The organism is Stenotrophomonas sp. YJH_SMC_6, from assembly GCF_059371335.1.
Window position 1 is genome coordinate 255,434 of the sequence record NZ_JCAFUM010000004.1, and the last position, 19,757, is coordinate 275,190.

Genomic DNA, 19,757 nt, shown 5'->3' on the forward strand with positions numbered 1-19,757 from the left:
GCGGCCGGCACTACCTCATGCCGCGCCCACCAGCAGCATTTCCAGCACGAACCAGCCGACGAACGCGACCAGCAGGATCGCGCCTTCACCGCGGCTGACCTTCAGGTCGCCACGCAGCATCGGGTACAGCACCAGCGCGAACGCCAGCAGCGCAGGCAGCTCCAGGCGCACGAACGAGGCCGGCAACGCCAGCGGCTGCAGCACTGCCATCGCACCAATCACCAGCAGCAGATTCACCACGCTGGAACCCAGCACGTGGCCCAGCACCATGTCGCCATGCCCGCGACGCGCGGCGGCGATGGCGGTGGCCACCTCCGGCAGTGCGGTGCCGATCGCCACCGGCAGCAGGCCGACCAGCAGGGGCGTCCAGCCCAGGGCTACGCCGAAGTCAGCAGCGGCGCCCACGACCAGGCGCGCGCCCCAGTACAGCGTCAACGCGGCAATCAGCACGCGCAGCACGTTCAACGGCAGGCTGGTGCGGCTCAGTGCGGACTCGGCGATGGCCACCTGCACCTCCGCGCTCTCGCTGCGACCACGGCGCAGCAGCAGCACCTGCACCACGATGAAGCCGGCCAGCAGTATGCCGCCCTCCCAACGTGCGAGGCCGCCATCAAGCCCGAACAGGATCAGCAGCACACCCGCCGCCAGCAGCGACCACCACAGCACCGTCTGCAGGCGCGCGCGCAGCAGCAGGGGCGCAGCCATGGCCGCCACGGCGAGGGTCAGGCCCAGGTTGGCGATGCTGCTGCCCACCGCGTTGCCCAGTGCCAGCTCCGGTTGGCCCACCGCCAGCGCGCGCGCGTTGACTGCCAGTTCCGGCAACGAGGTGGTCACCCCGAGCAGCAACAGCCCGGCAGTGAACGGGCTGGCGCCGAAACGCTGGGCCAGGCCGGACACGGCCTTGACGATGGAGTCCCCGCCCAGTGCCAGCAGCAGCAGGCCGAGCAGGAACCAGGCAATGGCAATGGCGATCATCGAGCACTCCCCAGCAGTGGTGGCGCGATTCTACGCGTGGCCCGAGCGCATGGCTGGGCGGTGGATCAAGGATCAGCCACAGCCTTCCGCATAGTCGACCTGCGGAGTCTGCCCGACCCGCCAGGCACCCACCCGGCCATCGGCACCGAGCGCGAAGTCGATCACTGTCCCGCCCTCCTGCGCCGGACGCACGCGCAGGTGCTGGGCCTTGTCGTCGTACTTGTCGGGGCCGACGTCAGCGCGCTCGGGATACAGCACCTGCAGCTCACCCAGGGTCATGCCGACCTTGCCGCCGCCCGGTGCGGTGATGGCGGCGCTGCGCACGTCGTAGCGCACCAGCTTGCGGCCCTCGATCATCAGGCGCGGATCTTCGGCATCCTGCGGGCGCAGGAAGTAGCAGCCGTCGTTGCTGTCGTCAGCCGGTAGCGGCTTGCCGGCCGCATCGGTGCCCAGACCCTGCAGCGGCGTGCCGAAGCCGGCACGGACCTCGGCGATGCCGGCACCCAGCTTCGCCCCAGCGAAGCCATCCAGGCGCGCGGGACTGTCCTCGCGACGGTCATTGGCTGGACGGGCGGCCAGATCGGGATCCGTCGACTGCGCGGGTCCGGTCGCCGAGGCGGTTTCCGCCGGGGTGTCGCTGCCGCTGCCGGCCGCCCCCTGCTTGTCGGGGCCAGCACTGCAGGCGGTGAGCGAAAGGAGCAACAGACCAGCAAGCGGAAGGTGCTTCATCGGTGCGGTTCCCTGGCACAAGGATGGCTGCACGCTAGCCCATCCGGTGTGCAGGCGCTGCATTGTCATCGCGGTTTCATCGCCTTCGTTCAGGCTCGGCGAGCACCGACCTGGCCGTCCCTTCCATGCAACCGCGCAAGACCGATCTCGCCCGAACCGCGCTGCAGGCCCACCGCGCGCCGCTGGACATGCGCCAGCGCCGGCTGCTGATCCTGTGCGACGGCCAGCGTACCGTCGCCGACCTGACCGGTCTGCTCGGCCAGGAAGCACCGGCGATGGTCATCCAGCTCGTACAGGCGGGGTACCTGAGCACCGGCACAGGCGCCACGACCCCAGCACCGTCGACCGCAGCCGCGGTGGCGCCGGTGCCCACGCCGCCGGCAGCCACACCTGCTGCACCCGCGGTCGAACGCCGACGCTCGCTGGTGGCAGCGCGCATCTACGTGCTGGGCATCCTGGAAATGCAGCGGCATCCACAGGCGGCGGCGCTGTTCCGCGACCTGCAGCAAGCGCGTGCGGAGGACGAGGTGCTGCAGCGACTGCAGTCGGCAATGCAGCTGCTGCCCACGCTCACTTCGGATGGCTATTGCCAGCGCGTACGGCAGCGCCTGCTGGAGGCGTTGCCATTGGAGCATTGCGACGCGTTCGCCGAGGTCGCCTGAAGAAAAAGGGGACGGAGGGGATTAAGTCGTTTCAGGCACACGTGTGCTGATTGCGGCTTAATCCCCTCCGTCCCCTTTTTAGGGTCAGCGGAAGTTATTGCGCAGGCCGTTCCAGCACTGCTGATAATCGCCCTGGCGGTGGCCGGCGGCCAGCGCCTGTGCGGTCGGGCGGATCACTGCGCGGGTCTCGAACATGAAGGCCATCGTGTCCTTGATCACATCGGCCTTGGACAGATCGGCATTGGACGCCTTGTCGAAGGTCGGCGCGTCCGGGCCGTGACCACTCATGCAGTTGTGCAGCGAGGCGCCACCCGGGACGAAGCCTTCGGCCTTGGCATCGTAGGCGCCATGCACCAGGCCCATGAACTCGCTGGCGATGTTGCGGTGGAACCACGGCGGACGGAACGTGTTCTGCGCCACCAGCCAGCGCGGCGGGAAGATCGCAAAGTCCATGTTGCTGGTGCCCGGGGTGTCGCTGGGCGAATGCAGCACCAGGAAGATCGACGGATCCGGGTGGTCGTAGCTGATCGAACCGATGGTGTTGAAGCGACGCAGGTCGTAACGGTACGGCGCGTAGTTGCCGTGCCAGGCCACCACGTCCAGCGGCGAATGGTCGATCGGCGCACGCCACAGGCGGCCCTCGAACTTGGCGATCAGTTCGAAATCGCCATCCACATCCTCGAACGCCGCATGCGGGGTCTCGAAGTCGCGCGGATTGGCCAGGCCGTTGGAACCGATCGGGCCGAGGTCGGGCAGCTTCAGCAGCGCACCGTAGTTCTCGCAGATGTAGCCACGGCTCGGGCCATCGGGCAGTTCAACGCGGAAGCGCACGCCGCGCGGGATCACCGCGATCTGCTGCGGCTCGATCTCGATCACGCCCAGCTCGGTCAGCAGGCGCAGCGCGCCCAGCTGCGGCACGATCAGCAGCTCGCCGTCGGCGTCGTAGAAGTAGCGGCCGACCATGTCGCGGTTGGCAGCGTATAGGTGGATGCCCACGCCGGCATGCGCATCGGGCGAGCCGTTGCCACCCATCGTGTACAGGCCTTCGACAAAATCGGTCGGCAGCTCCGGCAGCGGCAGCGGGCTCCAGCGCAGCTGGTTCGGTGAAGCCGGCTGTGCGCCGAAATCACACTGCAGCTGCGACTGCGCGAACGGGGTGAACTCGCCATGGGTCACCGCCGGGCGGATCCGGTACAGCCAGCTGCGGCGGTTGCTGCCACGCGGCGCGGTGAAGGCGGTGCCGGTCAACTGTTCGGCGTACAGACCGTGGGCGACCTTCTGCGGTGAGTTCTGCCCGACCGGCAGCGCGCCGGCAACGGCCTCGGTGGCGAATTCGTTGCCGAAGCCGGACTGGTAGCCACGGGCGGTGATGGCGGGGGACATGGGAACTCCAGAGATTGCCGGCCAGCGGCCGGCACGACCATTCGGACAGGCAATGCCGGCGGGACGCCGGCATTGCCTGCAGACCTTACAGCACGCCGCGGCGGATCTGGTCGCGCTCGATGCTCTCGAACAGTGCGGTGAAGTTGCCTTCGCCGAAGCCTTCGTTGCCCTTGCGCTGGATGATCTCGAAGAAGATCGGGCCGATGCAGTTCTGGGTGAAGATCTGCAGCAGCTTGCGCTGGTGGGTTTCCGGATCGGCATCGATCAGGATCTTGTTCTTCGCCAGGCGCGGCACGTCTTCACCGTGGTTCGGCACGCGCTGGTCGATCACGTCGAAGTAGGTCTCCGGCGTATCGAGGAAGTCCACGCCCTGCGCGCGCATCGCTTCGACGGTCTCGTAGATGTTCTCGGTGAAGCAGGCGATGTGCTGGATGCCCTCGCCCTTGTACGCGTCCAGGTACTCGTTGATCTGGCTCTTCGGATCGGACGATTCGTTCAGCGGGATGCGCACGATGCCATCCGGCGCGGTCATCGCCTTGGACACCAGGCCGGTCTTCAGGCCCTTGATGTCGAAGTAGCGGATCTCGCGGAAGTTGAATAGGCGCTCGTAGTAGTCCGACCACTGCTGCATGTTGCCGAAGTACAGGTTGTGGGTCAGGTGGTCGATGAAGGTCAGGCCGAAACCCACCGGGTGCAGGTCGGCACCGGCGATCGGCTCGTAGTCGCCGTCATAGATGCTGCCGGCGCTGCCGTAGCGATCGACCAGGTACAGCATGCAGTCGCCGATGCCCTTGATGACCGGCGCGCTGACCGCCTTGCTGTCCGGCTTGAAGGCGATGGCTTCGGCGCCGTTGCCCAGCGCGGTCTGGTAGACCTCCTGGCCCGGCTTCTTGAAGCGGATGGCGAAGCCGCAGGCGCACGGACCGTGCTTCTCGGCGAAGTCGGCGGCGAACGAATCGGGGTCCTCGTTGACCAGGAAGTTGACGTCGCCCTGGCGATAGACGGTAATCGGACGCTGTTTGTGCTTGAGCACGGCGCTGAAGCCCATCTTCCGGAAGTACTCGTGCAGCTCCTGGCCACGGCCGGCCGGGGCGGCAAATTCGACGAACTCGAAGCCGTCGATGCCCATCGGGTTCTCGAAGGTGGTGACCTGCATGCCGGGGTTGGGATGCGAGGCGGTCGGGACTGCGGTATTCATGGCGTGGCTCCGAATCGGTACCGCATCGGTACAAACCAGGTGCGGGCAGGTAGGGACCCGGCGAGAATGCAGGGTCTGGACCTACCCCTTATAGTTACACTTGAAACCACCAGCAAGGTGCACCGCAACATGAGCCCCGCCGATCCCGTTTCGACCCGCCTGCGTTCCTCGCACGTCCTGCTCGACCTGGAACAGTTCCTGCCGTACCGGCTGAGCGTGCTGTCCAACCGGGTCAGCGGCAACATCGCCAAGCTATACGGCGATCGTTACGGTCTGGCGATTCCCGAATGGCGGGTGATCACCATCCTGGCGCTGTACCCGGGCTCCTCGGCCAGCGAGGTCTCCGACCGCACGGCGATGGACAAGGTGGCGGTCAGCCGTGCCGTGGCCCGCCTGCTGGAGCGCGGCTTCATCAAGCGCGAAACCCACGGCGACGACCGCCGCCGCTCGGTGCTGGCGCTGTCGGCAGCTGGCTTCGAGGTGTACGAGACCATCGCGCCGATGGTGATCGAAATCACCCGCAAGCTGATGTCGGTGCTGAGCGAAGAGGAAGAGCAGGTGCTGGAGAACCTGATCCTGCGTCTGGCCGGCGAAGGCCTGGAACGAATGGGCGAAGGGGTCTGAAAGAGAGGGGACGGAGGGGATTAAGTCGTTTTGGGCCCCAAGTCGCGGGTGCCGACCCCGGCCGGTAGCGGAACAGTGGCTGGGCGATTGTCGTCCACTCCCTTTGATCTGACGGGACCCGCTCTTTGGCGGACTGCGGACCGACCGCAAACGATGCCATCGGACGCATTCACCTTCCGCAGATCCCGCCCTGAAGTGTCGCCCTCGCCCAGCGGCATTTCCGCATTGGCCCGATACGGCCCGTTTCCGGCAGGCTGGTGTATCGAAACGGGCTGATCCAGTGAATTCTCCTATTGGACTGCTCACGTGTGCGGCCGGACGGTACACGTTCAACGGGTACAGCCCGGCCATCCACATCGAACGGGCTCCCTCATGGATGACTCGCGTTCAACGTCGCCGCATGGCCAGGAATTGCTGGCCGATCTCAGAGAGCTGATCTGCGCAGCGCGCAGCAGGATGCACAGGTCCATCAACGCCGAGTTGACGCTGCTGTACTGGCGAATCGGTCGTCGCATCCATGTTGACCAGATGGCGGGGCAGCGTGCGCGTTACGGCGAGGTTCTCTTCACCCGGATCGCCAAGGCGCTGTCTGCCGAGTTCGGCACATCCTTCGGTGAGAAGAGCCTGCGCCGGATGGTGCAGTTCTCCATCGCATTTGCAGACGAGCAGATTGTCGTATCGCTGATACGACAATTGAGCTGGACCCATTTCATCGCGCTGATCCCACTGGCGGACCCACTCAAGCGCGACTTCTATGCACAGATGGCCGCCACCGAGGGCTGGAGTGTACGTACGCTGCGCCAGCGCGTCGATTCGATGCTGTATGAGCGCACGGCACTCTCCAGTCAGCCAGAGCAGACCATCGCCGAAGAGTTGGCGGCACTGCGCGGCAACCAGCAGCTGTCTCCAGGGCTGGTACTGCGTGATCCCTACGTACTGGACTTTCTTGGCCTCAAGGACAGCTGGGACGAGCAGGACCTTGAAACCGCGATCCTTCGCGAGATGCAGGGCTTCCTGCTTGAACTTGGCACGGGCTTCAGTTTCGTCGCCCGCCAGAAGCGCATCCAGATCGACGGCGATGACTTCCACCTGGACCTGCTGTTCTACAACCGGCGCCTGCGCAGACTAATTGCCATCGAGTTGAAGATCGGCGAGTTCAAGCCGGCCTACAAGGGACAGATGGAACTCTATCTGCGCTGGCTGGACCGGTACGAACGTGAGGACGGCGAGCAGACGCCGTTGGGCATCATCCTCTGCACAGGGAAGAAGGCGGGCCAGATTGAATTGCTGGAGCTGGACCGCTCAGGCATCCATGTTGCGGAGTACCTGACCTCGCTGCCCTCCCGTGAGGTCCTCAAGCAAAGATTGCAGACTGCCATGGAGCGGGCGCGGCAGCAGCTGCAGACCGCGGCGCCCGGCCTCCCGTAGATCTACGCCACGCGCGGATGGCGTTCATGCTTCAGCTCAGATGCTTGCGCCGTGCATGGATCCACGGCACTGCGAGCGCCGCGATGGCACCACCGGCGAAGCCGAGGGAAGCCGCAACCGTGGCGGCTTCGACCGCCCCCGGCAGCGCCAGCGCTGCCGCCACCAGCAGCAGCGACGGCAGGCCGACGAAGGTACCCAGGAAGAAATGCCAACGCGGTGACCAGGTATTGAGCTGCAGCAGGCTGACCGGTTGCCAGGCTTCCGAGGCAGCGTCCTCGGCGATCTTCGCCACCGCCTTGGCCAGGTCCACTTCCGGCAGCGCGCGCCCCTGCCGTGCGGTCGCCAGCAGCTCGGCCACGGCCTCCACCGGCGGGAAACTGGACGGCCACGCGACCGGCGCCGGCACGCCATACGCGGTCAGCACCGGCACGCTCAGCCAAGGCGCCACCAGCGGGCGCATGCGACGGCGGCCATGCACGCACCAGATCTGTTGCTGCCCATGCGCGGTGACGCTGTACAGCGCCAGTTCGTTGGCCGGCGGGTAGCCGAGCATGGTCACCCGCGCGGCCAGGCTGTCCTGCCCCATCGCGCGCAGGAAGCCGGGGCGGCTGCGCCCTTCCTGCATCCACGCCAGTCCCAGCGCACCCACCAGATAGGCCTCGGCCACGTCCTTGCTGCCAGCGGTGGCGCGTTCGTCGCTGGCCAGGTACCAGGCCAGCGATTTCGGTTCGGCGACATCGTCCAGGCCCCAGCGGCTGTCGTCTCCCAGAACGTGGCGCACCGGCAGGCGCGCGGGCGCGGTTTCGCCACGTTCGCTAGGTTGCAGGAACGGCAGCACGCCCTGGATGAAGGTGGACAGCTCGATCGCACGCACGCCGTGCCCCTGCCACTCTGGTGGCAGCAGCCCGGCCAGCTGGCCGTCGGCGGCCAGCGCATCAAGCCGGGACTTCTGCTCGACCAGCTTCTGCACCGCCCCCTTCAGCACCACGTTGTCGGGCAGCGCGATCTGCGGCAGGCGATGGCGCGGCGGTGCCAGGTCGACGGTGGCCTCGCCGGTTCCGGTGTCATCCAGCAGCGCCTCCTGCGGCGGCAAGGTTACGCCCTCGCCTGCTCCACCCTCGGCCAACTCACTGGCGGGTTCGGGCAGTCGTTCGGCGTGGTCGCTGTGCATGGGCGTTCCGGAAGGTTGCATCGACGGGATGTCGACTGAGGTCCTTGCCGGTAACGGCGAGCGCGTTGCGATATTGAGATGCCGATTCCGGGAATGTGACCGCAACCACAGTAGATCCACGCCATGCATGGATGCACTTCTGTGCCGACCAACGGTCGGCACCCACCGGGGATGGCGGTCAGCGGTCGGCATCCACCGGGGGTGGCGGTCAGCGGTCGGCACCCACCCACCACCACCCCTGCCGGCCAGCGGCCGGCACTACCCCTATTCCGGTTTGTCAGGTGCCCATTGTTTCAGGAACGCGCTCACCCGTGCCGGCTGGAAGGCTTCGCCCCTGCGCAGTTCGCCGGTGGCCTGCGAGACCAGCAGGCTTCCATCGGCATCGAGTACCAGCAGGTATGGGTAGTCGCGCTCCATCACCGGGAACTGGGCGAAGAAGGCGGTGTTGGGCTGCTCGTCGCTGGCGTTGACCTTCACCCACACGTAGTGGGCATCGCGGAAGCGACGCAGGTCGCCGTTGCCTTCCACGACGTCGTCCAGCGCCCGGCAGCGCTCGCAGGCGGCGTTGCCGACCTCCAGCAGGATGCGCTTCTTGCCCCGCTGGGCTTCCACCTTGGCGGTGGCCAGATCATCGGCGGGGTTGCGGGCCGGGTCGAACTGCGCACCGAGCCCGGCGATGGCGGCGATGTCTGCCGCCACCGGGGTGTTGCCCGAGGCCACCGGTTCGCTGGGGTCAGCGACCGGTGGCTCGGTGGGTCGGGTATCCAGGGGCTGCGTGGGCTCGGCGGTGGCAGGCGGTTGCGGTTGGGAACAGGCGCCGATCAACGCCGCACAGACCACCACTACCGCAGTACCGAGCTTGCTACCCATGCCTTCTACCCTCCCATCATTACTTGACGCCGTGCATCAGCTTGTTGATCAGCGGGGCGATCAGGAACAGCACCACGCCGGAGCCGATCAGGGCCCAGAACCCGAAGGTATACCCCTTCAGGGCCGACTCGACCGTCATGCCGCCTTCACCACTGACCACGCCAGCGAAGATGCCCGACAGGTTGTTGCCGATGCCGGTGGACAGGAACCAGCCGCCCATGCCGAAGCCGACCAGGCGCACCGGGGCCAGCTTGGTCACCATCGACAGGCCGATCGGCGACAGGCACAGCTCACCCACCGACTGGATGACGTAGACCATGAACAGGGTCCAGAACGGGATCTTGCCGTCCACGACCATCTGCGACAGGGCGAACATCAGCAGCGCGAAGGCGGCGCCGTTGAACAGCAGGCCCAGGCCGAACTTGCGCGGGATGGACGGATTGGCGCGGCCCATGGCCACCCAGATCCAGGCGATCACCGGGGCCAGGGTGATGATCGCCACCGAGTTGACCGACTGGAACCACGCGGTCGGGAAGGTCCAGTCACCGAACTGGCGGTTGACGATGTTCTCGGCCAGGAAGGTGAACGAGCTGCCGGCCTGTTCGAAGAACATCCAGAACATCACGTTGAAGGCGAAGATGATCAGCATGGCGATCACGCGGTCGCGCTGCACCTTGCCTTCGCGGATGCCCTCGACCAGCAGCAGGACGGCCAGCGCGGTGAACATCGCACCCAGGATCCAGGCCAGCGCGGTGGCGCCGGTGGCCAGCAGGAAGTACGCGACCGGGATGGCGACCACGGCACCGGCCAGCACCATGATGATGCGGCCGAAACCTTCAGCGCCGGCCGGCGGTGCACCGATGCCCTTCAGGCCGGCACGACCGATGTAGAACCACACCAGCGAGATCAGCATGCCCACGCCCGAGGCGATGAACACGACCTTGTAGGACGGCATCGCGTCGGTACCGAACACCTTGCGGGCCAGGTACTCGGTCAGCACCGGGGCGATCATCGCGCCGATGTTGATGCCCATGTAGAAGATGGTGAAGCCCGAATCGCGGCGCTCGTCCTTCAGCCCGTACAGCTTGCCGACCATGGTCGAGATGTTGGGCTTGAACAGGCCGTTGCCGACGATGATCGTGGCCAGGCCGAGCTTGAAGATGTGCTCCTGCGGCAGCGAGATCATGAACAGGCCGGCGGCCATGATGATCGCGCCGGTCAGGATCGAGCGCTGGTAGCCCAGTACCCGGTCGGCCACGTAGCCGCCGAAGATCGCCGCGGCGTACACCAGGGCCAGGTAGGCGCCGTAGATGCGGCTGGCGTCGCCTTCACCGGCGGCGCTGCCGTTGTAGAACTGGGCGACGATGTACAGCACCAAGGCCCAGCGGATGCCGTAGAACGCAAAGCGTTCCCAGAACTCGGTCATGAACAGCATCCACAGCGGGCGCGGATGGCCCAGCGTGGTCTTGAAGTCCGGCAGCGCCGGCTCTGGGGTGTTCGCAGTGGCGTTTACGCTCATGCGGATTTCCTGGTTCGGTGGATGACGAGCACGTCCGCTGTGCAGTTGGAGAAACGCGCGAGGATCACCGACTTCTGGCGTTCACGTCAAATACACGCCGTTTGAGGCAGGTGCCAGCCTGCTCGCTGAACTTGCATCTGAAACGATCCAGCCGCCGGCCGGGATCCAAGCTGAATACGGATCAGGCCTGTGCTGCCGGGGGCGCGGCCTGCAGGCTGGTGCGCACCTGGAACAGCTCGGGGAAGAAGGTCAGCTCCAGTGCCTTGGCCAGGAAGCCCACGCCGGACGAGCCACCGGTGCCGCGCTTGAAGCCGATCACCCGCATCACCGTGCGCATGTGGCGGAAGCGCCACAGCTGGAAGGCGGTCTCCAGGTCCACCAGGTCCTCGCACAGCGCGTACTCGCGCCAGTAGCGGTCGGTGTCCTGGTAGATGCGTTCGAAGACCGGCTGCAGTGCGTCGTCGGCCACGTGCGGCTGGGTCCAGTCATGGGCCTCGTACACCGCCGGCACCGCATGGCCGAAGCGGGCCAGGTACTTCAGGAATTCCTCGTACAGGCTGGGCGCCTCCAGCACGGTGCGCAGCTGCGCCTGCCCGGCCGGGTCGTGCTCGAACACCTGCAGCATCTGCGCGTTCTTGTTGCCCAGCAGGAACTCGATGTAGCGGTACTGCAGCGACTGGAAGCCCGACGACGGGCCCAGCACGTCGCGGAAGCCCATGTATTCGGACGGGGTCAGGGTTTCCAGCACCGACCACTGCTCGGTCAGCTGGCGCAGCACCTGCTTGCTGCGCGCCAGCACCTTGCGGCACTGCCAGACTTCATCGCGCTGCAGGAAGCCGATTGCGGCACGCAGCTCATGGCCCAGCAGCTTCAGCCACAGCTCCGAGGTCTGGTGCTGGATGATGAAGAGCATCTCGTCATGGTGCGGCGGGCTGGACAGCGGCTGCTGCGCGCTGAGCAACTGGTCCAGCCGCAGGTAGCCGCCGTAGGTGAGGCGTCCCTGCAGGTCGGTGTGGATGCCGGCTTCGAGATCGCGTTGGTTGTTGTCGACGGACATGGGCGGGACCAGATCGGGGGCGGCAAGGGTAGCGCGTTGCCGCCGCGCTGGCAGCCGCCGGGTCCATACCGGAGCGTGCGGTTGGCCGTGGAGCATCGGCCGATCCCAGGCCTGCGCGTGGAACCGTCCAGGCCGTTGTACTGGCGGTCAGCCAGAGGCGTATTCTGATGCTTTGCAGCAACGACTGAATACGTTGTTGTTATTGGCCCCCCACCCGCCGGCAGGGGTAAAACGGGGAATCGCCGTGTTGCGGCGCAGGAAGGCTATTCCGTACGCGTTCCTTAACATGGCGATTCATATCATTTGTAACTTCTCTGTCGAAGGTGCAGTACGCAATGACGGTTGCCGCTGAATTCAAGATCGAATACCTGCAGTACCTGGATACGGACGGCACGCTCGTCCGCGATGACCTGCCTGCGTCGCTGCGCGACCCCAAGGTCCTGGTACCGCTGTTCAAGCAGATGCTGTTCGTACGTACGTTCGACAGCAAATCCATCGCACTGCAGCGCACCGGCAAGCTCGGCACCTATGCCGCCTGCCTGGGCCACGAAGCCGCGCACGTGGGTATCGGCGCGGCGATGCAGAAGGACGACGTGTTCGCGCCTTCGTACCGCGAGTATGGCGCGATGTTCATGCGTGGCGTGCGCCCGCACGACGTGCTGATGTACTGGGGCGGCGACGAACGCGGCAACGATTACGGCGGCAACGCGGCCAAGGACTTCCCGTTCTGCGTGCCGATTTCCACCCAGTGCCTGCATGCCGCAGGCGCGGCGCTGAAGTTCAAGCTCAACAAGGAACCGCAGATCGCGGTGGCCGTGTGCGGCGACGGCGGCAGCTCCAAGACCGACTTCTACGCAGCACTGAATTCGGCCGGCGCCTACAAGCTCCCGCTGATCCTGTGCATCGTCAACAACGGTTGGGCCATCTCGGTTCCGCGTTCGGCCCAGACCGGTGCCGAAACGCTGGCGCAGAAGGGCCTGGCGGGCGGCCTGCACTGCCTGCAGGTGGATGGCAACGACCTGATCGCGGTGCTGGCGGCCATGGAGCAGGCGCGCGAACGTGCGCTGGCCGGCGACGGCGGCACCGTGCTGGAACTGATGACCTACCGCCTGTCCGACCACACCACCGCCGATGACGCGCGCCGCTACCGCGACGACGCCGAAGTGAAGGATGCCTGGCAGCGCGAGCCGATGCTGCGCCTGCGCAAGTACCTGATCAACGCCGGTGTGTGGAGCGAAGAAGAGGAAACCGCCTGGGTCGCCGAGTGCGGCACGCGCGTGGACGAGGAAGTGAACCTGTACCTCAACACGCCGGTGCAGCCGGTCGAGGCGATGTTCGACTTCCTGTATGCCGATCCGCCGCCGGACCTGCTGGCCCAGCGTGCCCAGGCGATCGCCCTGGAGAAGCGCCATGGATGAGATCAAGAACGGCGCGCCCGGCGCGCACACCAACGCCGCCGACAGCGCTGCGGTCGCGCGCGGAGAAGAGAGCATGACCACCACCCCGATCACCCTCATCGAAGCCATCACCCAGGCGCTGGCCTGGGAGCTGGAACACGACCCGTCGGTGCTGGTTCTGGGCGAAGACGTGGGCGTCAACGGCGGCGTGTTCCGCGCCACTGCCGGTCTGCAGCAGCGCTTCGGCTCGGACCGCATCCTCGACACCCCGCTGGATGAAACCACCATCGCCGGCCTGACGATTGGTCTTGCCGCGCAGGGCATGAAGCCGGTGGCCGAAGCCCAGTTCGATGGCTTCATGTACCCGATGGTCGACCATATCGTCTGCCACGCCGCACGCCTGCGTTACCGCACGCGTGGCCGCCTGCACTGCCCGATGGTGCTGCGCGTGCCGTGGGGCGGTGGCATCCGCGCGCCGGAACACCACAGCGAAGCCAACGAGGCGATCTTCACCAACGTGCCGGGCCTGCGCGTGGTGCTGCCGTCGTCGCCGCAGCGCGCCTACGGCCTGCTGCTGGCCGCGATCCGCGAACCGGATCCGGTGATCTACATGGAGCCCAAGCGCATCTACCGCCAGTACAAGGAAGTGGTCGTCAACGACGGCGAAGCCTTGCCGCTGGACGTCTGCTTCGTGCTGCGCGACGGCACCGACGTGACCCTGGTGACCTGGGGCGCGCAGGTGAAGGAAGCGCTGGAAGCGGCCGACAAGCTGGCCGGCGAAGGCATCAGTGCCGAAGTCATCGACGTGGCCACGCTGCGTCCGCTGGACTTCGCCACCATCGCCGAATCGGTGGCCAAGACCGGCCGCTGCGTGATCGTGCAGGAGGCCCCGAAGACCGCGGGCTTCGGCGCCGAGATCGCCGCGCGCCTGGCCGAGGAATCGATCTACGACCTGCTGGCCCCGGTCGAGCGCGTCACTGGCTACGACACCCACATTCCGCTGTTCCGCCTGGAAATGAAGTACCTGCCGAGCGTTGAGCGGATCGTGGCTGCGGCCAAGCGCGCGGTGGCGGCCGGCTGACATGCGGGCCCGCCTTCTGGGGGCTTACCGCAGCCAGTATCCCAACCCGCTCCGGTTCCACACCGGCCAGATCGTCGAAGTAGGTGTCCGTGACGAGGAATGGCCGGCGTTTGCCTGGGTACGCACCAACGATGGGCGCGCTGGATGGGCGCCCATCGCCTGGTTGCAGCTGCTGGACGAGGGTCGCGCCGAAGCGCTGTGCGACTACGACGCCCGCGAGCTGGATGTGGAAAGCGGCGAGATGGTGAAGCTTCATCACGAACACGGCGGGTGGTGGTGGTCCGAGCGCGCCAATGGCGCGACGGGTTGGCTGCCGGCCCGCGAACTGGAACTGCTGGAAGAGAACTGCAAATGAGCCAGACCAAGAACTTCAACCTGCCCGACCTGGGCGAAGGCCTGCCGGACGCGACCATCGTCGAGTGGTTCGTCAAGGAAGGCGATGTGATCAAGCTGGACGAGCCGCTGGTGTCGATGGAGACCGCCAAGGCCGTGGTGGAAGTGCCCTCGCCGTTCTCCGGCAAGGTGCTGAAGCTGTCCGGCGGTGCCGGCGACATCATCCCGACCGGTTCGGTGCTGGCCAGCTTCGAACTGGACCCGAACCTGCCGCAGCGTGCCGATGGCCAGGACACCGGCCACAGCCATGGTCATGCCGCACCGGCCGCACCGGCTGCCGCACCGACCCCGCCGCCGCTTCCCGCTGCTGCCGCACCGGTGGCCGCAGAAGAAGCCAAGCCCGCCGCTGCCGAGCGTGATGACGCCGGTACCGTGGTCGGCGCCATGCAGAGCTCCAATGCCGTGCATGCCGAACAGGCGCTGGCCGTCGGTGGCGTCAAGGCCGTGCCGGCCGTGCGTGCGATGGCGCGCAAGCTGGGCGTGGACCTGAGCCGCGTGGCCGCTACCGGCACCGATGGCGCGGTCACCATGGCCGACGTCAAGCAGGCTGCCGCCAACGGCACCGCCAAGCTCGGCGCTGCTCCGGCACCGGTTGCCGCTGCTGCCTATGCCGCGCCGGCCCCGGCGCAGGTGTCTGCCCCGGTGCAGAGCGAAGCCCGCACCCCGCTGTCCGCCGCCGGCAAGCCGATGCGCACCCAGCCGCCGGGCGTGGTCGCCAAGGGCCAGCCGGAACCGCTGAAGGGCGTGCGCCGCAACATGGCCCGCGTGATGGCCGATGCGCACAGCAAGGTGGTGCCGACCACGCTGAACGACGACGCCGACATCCACGCCTGGCTGCCGGGCAACGACGTCACCGCGCGCTTGGTGCGTTCGATCGTGGTCGCCGCGCAGAAGGTGCCGGCGATGAACGCCTGGTTCGACGGTGAAGCGCTGACCCGCACCCTGCACGCACAGGTGGACATCGGCATCGCCGTGGACACCGACGACGGCCTGTTCGTGCCGGCCCTGCGCAATGCCGACATGCTGGATGCACGTGGCATCCGCGAAGGCGTCAACCGCCTGCGCGAGCAGGTGGAATCGCGTTCGATCGCCGCCTCGGAACTGAGCGGCTACACCATCTCGCTGTCCAACTTCGGCATGTTCGCCGGCCGCTACGCGACCCCGGTCGTGGTGCCGCCGTGCGTGGCCATCGTCGGTGCCGGCCGTGCCCGCCACCAGATGACCCCGGTGATGGGCGGCGTGGAAGCGCACAAGGTGATCCCGCTGTCGGTCACCTTCGACCACCGCGCGGCCACCGGCGGCGAAGCGGCGCGCTTCCTGCGCGCAATGATGGACGACCTGGCGCTGGCCAGCTGATCGGCCACCTGATCGGTGGGTGCCAACCGTTGGTTGGCACATGACTTGGAGAAAACGCCGGGCATTGCCCGGCGTTTTTTTGTGCCTGCTCCGTCGCGCTCCATCTAAGCATGGCGTGGATCTACACAATGCGGGCGATCAATCGCGCGCGACCAGGCCCTCGGCGCGGCTGTACACACGCAGGCGGTGGCCATCAGGATCTGCCCCGACAAAAGTATGGCCGAACTCCAGCGTCACCGGCGCCTGCAGGATCTCCACACCAAGAGCGCGCCACGCATCGTGCATCTGCTGCACGGCGTCGGGGTTGGCCACCACCATTGCCAGTTCGGCGGCGCCTGCTTGCGCGGACACCGGAGGCTGCACGTCGTCGCGTTGCCACAGGCCGAGTGCGGCGCCATCGCCGAGCAGGAACAGGGCGAAGCCGGGCGACTGCTCGACCGGCGGTTTGCCGAGAATGCCACTGTAGAAGGTGGCGCTGGCGGCGACGTCGCGCACGTACTGCAGCAGGGTGCTGGGCGTGAACATGGGGAAGCTCCGTTGTTGGGAGCGCTCATGGTGGTATGGCCGTGCTGACAGATTCTGTCAGTAGAGGGGACTGTTGGTAGAGTCGACTGTTGGTAGAGTCGACTGTTGGTAGAGTCGACTGTTGGTAGAGTCGACTGTTGGTCGACTGCTCTTTTCCTTCAGCCTGCTTAAAACCCCGCGCTGCGCGCGATAGTCGACTAACAGTCGACTCTACACGCCCCGGATCCCGGCTGTTGCTGTGGTTATGAGCGATCCAGCCAGTCCGGCGCGATGCCCTGCGCCTTCTGCCAGCGTCGCAGCAGGGTGGCGCGTGGCACGAGGTAGTGATCCTCCAGCACACGCGCCTGGCGGATGCGGTCCAGACGGAAATGGCGGAAATCCTCGCGGCGCTCGCACCACGCCGCCAGCATCGGCACCTCATCGAAGTAGCCCAGCGCGAACGGCCAGACGATGCGCTCGCTGCGCTGACCGTGCGCGTCCTCGTAGCCGAACTTCAGGCGCTGCTGTGAACCGACAGCCTCTCGCACGGCCTGCAAGCGCCCAGCCGGCACCTTGGCCGCGGCGCGCGAAGGGCCAACGCGCAGGCCGCTGTCACGCAAGGCCTCGCGTCGCGCTGCAGGCAACACATGCGCGATGCGCGCCAGTGCATCACGCGCCGCCTCGGCCAGCGCCGGCTCGGTGCGCGCGGCGACCCAGCGCAGGCCGAGCACCAGCGCATCGATCTCGGCCGGCGGCAGGGTCATCGGTGGCAGGGTGTCGCTCGGCGCCAGCTGGTAGCCAACGCCGGCCTCGCCACGCAGGTCAGCGCCCTGCTCACGCAGGGTCTCGATATCGCGGTACAGCGTGCGCAGGCTGATGCCCAGCGCTTCGGCCAGCGTCTGCCCGCCCACCGGCCGCCGATGGCGGCGCAGAAGCTGCAGCAACTGGGTCAGGCGCAGCGCACGCGACATCAGCCGACCAGTGCGCTCGATGCAACCACGTGCTCACCCGGCTGCGGGGCCAGCGCGGCCTCGACCAGTGCCTTGGCGATCTCGCTCGCCGGGTTGATCCGCCACGCCCGTGGCAACATCGGCCCCAAAGCACCGAGCACCGTCAGCGCCAGGCGCTCGCCACGACGCACCTCGTTGCGCTCGCCCCCGATCAGCCCTGGGCGGACCAGGGTCAACGAATGGAAGCCCAGCGCACGAAGGTCACGTTCCAATTCGCCCTTCACCCGGCTGTAGAAGATCGACGACTGTGGATTGGCGCCGGCCGCGGAATTCAGCACATAAGTCTGTGCACCCTGTGCCTGCGCCAGGCGGGCGAAGGCCAACGGGTAGTCATGATCGATGCGGTGGAAAGCCTCGCGGCTGCCGGCCTGGGCAATGGTGCTGCCGAGCGCGCAGATGACCGCGTCCACGCGCGCCCATGCTGGCGAAGTGGGCAACGCGTCGAAGGCCAGCACCGGGTTCTCCAGCTTCCCGTGGGTCATGCCCAACGGGCGGCGGGTGGGCGCCACCACGCCACTGCAGCGCGGGTCGTCCAGCAGGCGGGGCAGGGCCAGCCCGCCGACCAGGCCGGTCGCCCCCAGCAACATCACGCGCATCACCACCTCCACTGCGGCATCCTGTCGCCCATCCTAGCCGTTCAAGCCGTCGGCGGCCGCGCCGATATGCTGGAACCAGTCCCTGCCAGCCCCAGGATTCGCTCCATGACGGACCAGCCCGACCACCGCCCTGCCCCCGGTACCGCCCTTGGGCCGCCGGCACGCGTGCGCGCGGTGGTGGACGATGGGCTGGGCGACCGCGTGGTACTGCAGGGCGGTGGTGGCGTGGCACTGCAGCAACTGTTCGCCGGCGCCGACGCGCCGGAACCGCTGCTGGCCGCCTTCGCCAACGGCATGGCCACCCTGCCCGGCGAACTGGGTGACATGGGCGACCGCCTGCAGTCGGCGCAGGCCAGTGCCGATTGGCCGCGCTACGGGCGCGCGATGCGGCAGCTCATCGACAAGTACATCCGGACCATCGAACAGCATTCGCCGGACGGTCAGCCGGAAAGCCTGCGCCTGTCCGAGCAGCTGCGGCTGCTGCTGGGTGGCGCCGTGGTGGCCCTGCTGCAGCACGACCCGGATCTGCGCGAACAAGCGCAGGCGCTGGCCACGCGCCTGCGCCAGTGGCAGCCGGGTACCGCACTGGAGCCGATCGAACAGGGCGTGCGCGAACTCGGGCACCAGGTCGGCGTGCGTGCCGAGAGCTGGCAGGAGCAGCAGGCGCTGCTGCTGGAACTGTTCGCGCTGCTGTTGGAAAACGTGAGCGAGCTGCTGGACGACCGCAGTTGGCTGCAGGGCCAGATCGCGGCGGTGCGCCAGCTGCTGGACGGGCCGCTGGAAGCCGAGGCAGTCGATCGCACCCGTGCCGAACTGCGCGAAGTGATCTACAAGCAGGGCCTGCTGCGCCAGGGCATCGACGATTCAAAGGCAGCCATGCGCGGGTTGATGGGCGAGTTCATCGAGCGCATGGATGGCATGGCCACCAGCACCGGCGAGTACCACGACCGCATCGGCAGCTACGCACTGCAGCTGCGCGAGGCGCGTAGCATCGCCGACCTCAACCAGCTGCTGCAGGACGTGATGCGCGACACCGGCAAGGTGCAGCAACAGGCCGCGCAGGCCCGCGATCACCTGGCCAATGCGCGGCAGGAAGTGGAACGCGCCGAACAGCGCATTGCCGAGCTGGAGCAGGAACTGCGTGCCGCCGGTGATCTGGCGCGCATCGATCCGCTGACCCAGGCGCTGAACCGCCGCGGCCTGGACGAACTGCTGCAGCGTGAACTGGCGCGTGCTGCGCGCAACAACTCACCGCTGGGCGTGGCGGTGATCGACCTGGATGATTTCCACCTGACCAACGAGGCGCACGGCCACGCCGGTGGCGATGCGTTGCTGCAGCACCTGGTGGCCGTTTGCAGGCTGCTGCTGCGCGCCACTGACGGCATCGCACGGCTGGGTGGCGACGAGTTCGTGCTGGTGCTGCCGGAAACCCAGGGTGCCGACAGCATGGCCACCGTGCAGCGCCTGCAACGCTCACTGGCGCACCGCGCGCTGACCGTGCAGGACCGGCGCGTGCCGGTGCACTTCAGCGCCGGGCTGGCGCAATGGCAGCCGGGCGACGATACCGAGGCTTTGCTGCGCCGTGCGGATGACGCGTTGTATGCGGCCAAGCGACAGGGCAAGAACCGCGTGCAGGCGGGCTGACCGTCCGGCCCGTCGCGAACCGCTTTGGTAGGTGCCAACCTTGGTTGGCACACGCGGGAAACGAAGCGCCGACCAAGGTCGGCCTCTACCTGGGAACCCGCCGGCGACGATGCCGACCACCCTGAACCGCTTTGGTAGGTGCCAACCTTGGTTGGCACAC

General features: G+C 67.1%; 19 protein-coding genes. 8 read left to right on the forward strand and 11 right to left on the reverse strand.

Features of this window, described 5'->3' with window-relative positions:
• Positions 1-15: 15 nt before the first annotated feature.
• Together AC5P9N_RS06220 and AC5P9N_RS06225 are read right to left on the reverse strand one after the other, a co-directional pair.
• A complete protein-coding gene (locus AC5P9N_RS06220; protein ID WP_099484178.1) occupies positions 16-975 on the reverse strand; it encodes a sodium:calcium antiporter in 960 nt (319 codons plus the stop codon).
• A gap of 72 nt (positions 976-1,047) precedes the next feature.
• A complete protein-coding gene (locus AC5P9N_RS06225) occupies positions 1,048-1,704 on the reverse strand; it encodes a hypothetical protein (protein ID WP_099484177.1) in 657 nt (218 codons plus the stop codon).
• A gap of 125 nt (positions 1,705-1,829) precedes the next feature.
• Here AC5P9N_RS06225 and AC5P9N_RS06230 point away from each other — a divergent pair, with 125 nt between their 5' ends.
• A complete protein-coding gene (locus AC5P9N_RS06230) occupies positions 1,830-2,366 on the forward strand; it encodes a hypothetical protein (protein WP_005411338.1) in 537 nt (178 codons plus the stop codon).
• Positions 2,367-2,450: 84 nt separating this feature from the next.
• Here AC5P9N_RS06230 and hmgA read toward each other — a convergent pair whose 3' ends face one another.
• The gene (gene hmgA / locus AC5P9N_RS06235) at positions 2,451-3,749 is read right to left on the reverse strand and encodes a homogentisate 1,2-dioxygenase (RefSeq protein ID WP_005411339.1); all 1,299 of its coding nucleotides are present in this window, start codon (positions 3,747-3,749) and stop codon (positions 2,451-2,453) included.
• A gap of 85 nt (positions 3,750-3,834) precedes the next feature.
• Entirely contained in the window at positions 3,835-4,947 is a 1,113-nt protein-coding gene (gene hppD / locus AC5P9N_RS06240) for a 4-hydroxyphenylpyruvate dioxygenase (RefSeq protein ID WP_005411340.1), read from the reverse strand.
• Positions 4,948-5,076: 129 nt separating this feature from the next.
• On the opposite strand from hppD, the gene AC5P9N_RS06245 reads away from it, so the two are divergent.
• Positions 5,077-5,571: a MarR family winged helix-turn-helix transcriptional regulator gene (locus tag AC5P9N_RS06245; RefSeq protein ID WP_099484176.1), complete on the forward strand. Its 495-nt coding sequence runs from the start codon at positions 5,077-5,079 to the stop codon at positions 5,569-5,571.
• A gap of 372 nt (positions 5,572-5,943) precedes the next feature.
• Positions 5,944-6,999: a PDDEXK nuclease domain-containing protein gene (locus tag AC5P9N_RS06250; protein WP_024957671.1), complete on the forward strand. Its 1,056-nt coding sequence runs from the start codon at positions 5,944-5,946 to the stop codon at positions 6,997-6,999.
• A gap of 31 nt (positions 7,000-7,030) precedes the next feature.
• Here the strand turns inward: AC5P9N_RS06250 and AC5P9N_RS06255 are convergent, their stop codons facing one another.
• The 4 genes from AC5P9N_RS06255 to AC5P9N_RS06270 all read right to left on the reverse strand — a co-directional run bounded on the left by AC5P9N_RS06255 (position 7,031) and on the right by AC5P9N_RS06270 (position 11,616).
• Positions 7,031-8,170: a hypothetical protein gene (locus tag AC5P9N_RS06255; protein WP_164212733.1), complete on the reverse strand. Its 1,140-nt coding sequence runs from the start codon at positions 8,168-8,170 to the stop codon at positions 7,031-7,033.
• 264 nt (positions 8,171-8,434) lie between these two features.
• The gene (locus tag AC5P9N_RS06260; protein ID WP_099484175.1) at positions 8,435-9,040 is read right to left on the reverse strand and encodes a thioredoxin family protein; all 606 of its coding nucleotides are present in this window, start codon (positions 9,038-9,040) and stop codon (positions 8,435-8,437) included.
• A gap of 19 nt (positions 9,041-9,059) precedes the next feature.
• Positions 9,060-10,559: a peptide MFS transporter gene (locus AC5P9N_RS06265; RefSeq protein WP_005411345.1), complete on the reverse strand. Its 1,500-nt coding sequence runs from the start codon at positions 10,557-10,559 to the stop codon at positions 9,060-9,062.
• 181 nt (positions 10,560-10,740) lie between these two features.
• Positions 10,741-11,616, reverse strand: coding sequence for a tryptophan 2,3-dioxygenase (locus AC5P9N_RS06270; RefSeq protein WP_005411346.1), 876 nt, complete (start codon positions 11,614-11,616; stop codon positions 10,741-10,743).
• A 335-nt stretch (positions 11,617-11,951) separates the two neighbouring features.
• Between AC5P9N_RS06270 and pdhA the strand changes: the two genes are divergently transcribed.
• Genes pdhA through AC5P9N_RS06290 form a run of 4 tightly spaced genes read left to right on the forward strand, consistent with a single transcriptional unit; the run spans position 11,952 to position 15,843 of the window.
• Complete coding sequence (gene pdhA / locus AC5P9N_RS06275) at positions 11,952-13,034, forward strand: pyruvate dehydrogenase (acetyl-transferring) E1 component subunit alpha (RefSeq protein WP_049401686.1); 1,083 nt, start codon at positions 11,952-11,954, stop codon at positions 13,032-13,034.
• Positions 13,027-14,094 carry an alpha-ketoacid dehydrogenase subunit beta gene (locus tag AC5P9N_RS06280; RefSeq protein WP_005414714.1) on the forward strand — a complete coding sequence of 356 codons (1,068 nt, stop codon included), beginning with the start codon at positions 13,027-13,029 and terminating at the stop codon, positions 14,092-14,094. The genes pdhA and AC5P9N_RS06280 overlap by 8 nt, the downstream gene beginning before the upstream one ends.
• A gap of 1 nt (position 14,095) precedes the next feature.
• Positions 14,096-14,449 carry an SH3 domain-containing protein gene (locus AC5P9N_RS06285; protein ID WP_005411349.1) on the forward strand — a complete coding sequence of 118 codons (354 nt, stop codon included), beginning with the start codon at positions 14,096-14,098 and terminating at the stop codon, positions 14,447-14,449.
• Positions 14,446-15,843: a dihydrolipoamide acetyltransferase family protein gene (locus tag AC5P9N_RS06290; protein WP_012481459.1), complete on the forward strand. Its 1,398-nt coding sequence runs from the start codon at positions 14,446-14,448 to the stop codon at positions 15,841-15,843. The genes AC5P9N_RS06285 and AC5P9N_RS06290 overlap by 4 nt, the downstream gene beginning before the upstream one ends.
• A 138-nt stretch (positions 15,844-15,981) precedes the next feature.
• Here the strand turns inward: AC5P9N_RS06290 and AC5P9N_RS06295 are convergent, their stop codons facing one another.
• The 3 genes from AC5P9N_RS06295 to AC5P9N_RS06305 form a co-directional block, all read right to left on the reverse strand.
• Positions 15,982-16,368 carry a VOC family protein gene (locus AC5P9N_RS06295; protein ID WP_076739680.1) on the reverse strand — a complete coding sequence of 129 codons (387 nt, stop codon included), beginning with the start codon at positions 16,366-16,368 and terminating at the stop codon, positions 15,982-15,984.
• A 242-nt stretch (positions 16,369-16,610) separates the two neighbouring features.
• Positions 16,611-17,318 (reverse strand): helix-turn-helix transcriptional regulator, encoded by a 708-nt coding sequence (locus AC5P9N_RS06300; RefSeq protein ID WP_099484174.1) that lies wholly within the window; start codon positions 17,316-17,318, stop codon positions 16,611-16,613.
• The gene (locus tag AC5P9N_RS06305; protein ID WP_032963976.1) at positions 17,318-17,953 is read right to left on the reverse strand and encodes a Rossmann-fold NAD(P)-binding domain-containing protein; all 636 of its coding nucleotides are present in this window, start codon (positions 17,951-17,953) and stop codon (positions 17,318-17,320) included. Before AC5P9N_RS06305 ends, AC5P9N_RS06300 begins: the two co-directional genes overlap by 1 nt.
• Positions 17,954-18,058: 105 nt before the next feature.
• Here AC5P9N_RS06305 and AC5P9N_RS06310 point away from each other — a divergent pair, with 105 nt between their 5' ends.
• Positions 18,059-19,597, forward strand: a complete 1,539-nt coding sequence (locus AC5P9N_RS06310) for a GGDEF domain-containing protein (RefSeq protein ID WP_099484173.1) — start codon at positions 18,059-18,061, stop codon at positions 19,595-19,597.
• Positions 19,598-19,757: the final 160 nt, after the last annotated feature.

What these genes read in the sequence shown, in the direction of transcription:
- AC5P9N_RS06285 (WP_005411349.1), top strand. Translation starts at nt 14,096, where the DNA reads ATGCGGGCCCGCCTTCTGGGGGCTTACCGCAGCCAGTATCCCAACCCG.
- AC5P9N_RS06305 (WP_032963976.1), bottom strand. Translation starts at nt 17,953, where the DNA reads ATGCGCGTGATGTTGCTGGGGGCGACCGGCCTGGTCGGCGGGCTGGCC.
- AC5P9N_RS06290 (WP_012481459.1), top strand. Translation starts at nt 14,446, where the DNA reads ATGAGCCAGACCAAGAACTTCAACCTGCCCGACCTGGGCGAAGGCCTG.
- AC5P9N_RS06255 (WP_164212733.1), bottom strand. Translation starts at nt 8,170, where the DNA reads ATGCACAGCGACCACGCCGAACGACTGCCCGAACCCGCCAGTGAGTTG.
- hmgA (WP_005411339.1), bottom strand. Translation starts at nt 3,749, where the DNA reads ATGTCCCCCGCCATCACCGCCCGTGGCTACCAGTCCGGCTTCGGCAAC.
- AC5P9N_RS06220 (WP_099484178.1), bottom strand. Translation starts at nt 975, where the DNA reads ATGATCGCCATTGCCATTGCCTGGTTCCTGCTCGGCCTGCTGCTGCTG.
- AC5P9N_RS06250 (WP_024957671.1), top strand. Translation starts at nt 5,944, where the DNA reads ATGGATGACTCGCGTTCAACGTCGCCGCATGGCCAGGAATTGCTGGCC.
- AC5P9N_RS06300 (WP_099484174.1), bottom strand. Translation starts at nt 17,318, where the DNA reads ATGTCGCGTGCGCTGCGCCTGACCCAGTTGCTGCAGCTTCTGCGCCGC.
- AC5P9N_RS06310 (WP_099484173.1), top strand. Translation starts at nt 18,059, where the DNA reads ATGACGGACCAGCCCGACCACCGCCCTGCCCCCGGTACCGCCCTTGGG.
- AC5P9N_RS06280 (WP_005414714.1), top strand. Translation starts at nt 13,027, where the DNA reads ATGGATGAGATCAAGAACGGCGCGCCCGGCGCGCACACCAACGCCGCC.
- AC5P9N_RS06225 (WP_099484177.1), bottom strand. Translation starts at nt 1,704, where the DNA reads ATGAAGCACCTTCCGCTTGCTGGTCTGTTGCTCCTTTCGCTCACCGCC.
- pdhA (WP_049401686.1), top strand. Translation starts at nt 11,952, where the DNA reads ATGACGGTTGCCGCTGAATTCAAGATCGAATACCTGCAGTACCTGGAT.
- AC5P9N_RS06270 (WP_005411346.1), bottom strand. Translation starts at nt 11,616, where the DNA reads ATGTCCGTCGACAACAACCAACGCGATCTCGAAGCCGGCATCCACACC.
- AC5P9N_RS06265 (WP_005411345.1), bottom strand. Translation starts at nt 10,559, where the DNA reads ATGAGCGTAAACGCCACTGCGAACACCCCAGAGCCGGCGCTGCCGGAC.
- hppD (WP_005411340.1), bottom strand. Translation starts at nt 4,947, where the DNA reads ATGAATACCGCAGTCCCGACCGCCTCGCATCCCAACCCCGGCATGCAG.
- AC5P9N_RS06230 (WP_005411338.1), top strand. Translation starts at nt 1,830, where the DNA reads ATGCAACCGCGCAAGACCGATCTCGCCCGAACCGCGCTGCAGGCCCAC.
- AC5P9N_RS06245 (WP_099484176.1), top strand. Translation starts at nt 5,077, where the DNA reads ATGAGCCCCGCCGATCCCGTTTCGACCCGCCTGCGTTCCTCGCACGTC.
- AC5P9N_RS06295 (WP_076739680.1), bottom strand. Translation starts at nt 16,368, where the DNA reads ATGTTCACGCCCAGCACCCTGCTGCAGTACGTGCGCGACGTCGCCGCC.
- AC5P9N_RS06260 (WP_099484175.1), bottom strand. Translation starts at nt 9,040, where the DNA reads ATGGGTAGCAAGCTCGGTACTGCGGTAGTGGTGGTCTGTGCGGCGTTG.